Here is a 1,203-nt window from a genome sequence, read left to right on the forward strand (position 1 = left end):
TTCCAACTCCAGTAACACAGGCAGACAAAACCACAATGTCTGCATTGAGCTTCATATCAGCAACTTCGCTTAATGTTAAAAATCCATCCTCTCCCTGATTTTCAACCTGCCCGAGAAGTATGAAAGGCTCATTTACTCCCTGAATCATTCCAGGAAGGGATGCATGAGTTGCAAAATGAATGTATCTGTATTTTTCAAGCCCTGCTTGTTTAAGATTTGTCTCATTTGCCATAACTGAAAGTAAAACCTGTGGAGGCTCTGGATTTACGCCCATTATCCTTGCTATTTCTCTTACCTCAATTTCTGTCTCAGGCAGAGGTGGAAATTCTATTTTGTTGGACTCCTCCTGTGTAACTGCTCCCCATTTTGCTTTTATTGCAAGTCCTCTGAAGGCATATTGATTGAGACTGGCAAACTGTTCTTTCTTTCCCTGTTTCCATGCAATGTATCTTGGGTCATCTCTGCTAAAAACTGGATTGCCCAGTGCAAAAAGTGTTTTTTCTGGCGATATTTCTTTTAAAATTCTCTGAAATGCCAGGATTGTTGCTGATTGATAGTATGTAATTGTGTATTTGTCTGCAATGTAAATGCTATCTTTGATACCTGTTCCTTCTTTTATAACAAGAGCCTCAAAAGGAAGAACTCCCAAGATTCCATCAGGAACTATGATTATCTTTTCATTTTCTTTTACCTCATTTAATGCCTCTGAAAGAAGAATATCATAAAGCTTTTTCGCAATAGCTGTTGAAAATTTATCAGGCTTTTTCATGTTCATTGGCTCTATAAATGATTTCACTGTCTCTTCAAGGGACTCTCTTGAAATGGGTATCTTAATAAGCCTTTGCACACCCCCTTTTCTTACGATAAATAAGAAGGTAGCATCATCAGTTACTGCATACTCCAACAAAACCTCATCTGTTCTTAATGGTAAGTCTTCAGCTTTAACAGGCAAAGGATAATGAAGGGCTGCATATCTTGGATAATTCTTTCTAAGAACTTCTATTAGTTCATCAAGCTGTTTTTTAACTCCTTGTCTTCTCCTCTCAAGCTCTTTTACTGCCTGCTCACCTTTTTTGAGAGCACTTTCCCATTGGCTGTCAAGATAACTTAGCTCTCTGGTTAATTCATCTTCACGATTCTTTAAATAAGGCGGAATCTGGGCGGATGTTGTCTTTTTTGCAGAGCCTGCCATTGCCTCAAGAA

At 38.5% G+C, this 1,203-nt stretch carries 1 protein-coding gene; it reads right to left on the minus strand.

Features of this window, described 5'->3' with window-relative positions; translation table 11 throughout:
- Positions 1 to 1,203, minus strand: a 1,203-nt coding sequence (locus tag ACP5O9_RS06210) for a CHAT domain-containing protein (protein ID WP_428723657.1), incomplete at both ends; no start/stop codon positions are given.

The organism is Thermodesulfovibrio sp. (assembly GCF_049969575.1).
GTDB lineage: Bacteria > Nitrospirota > Thermodesulfovibrionia > Thermodesulfovibrionales > Thermodesulfovibrionaceae > Thermodesulfovibrio > Thermodesulfovibrio obliviosus.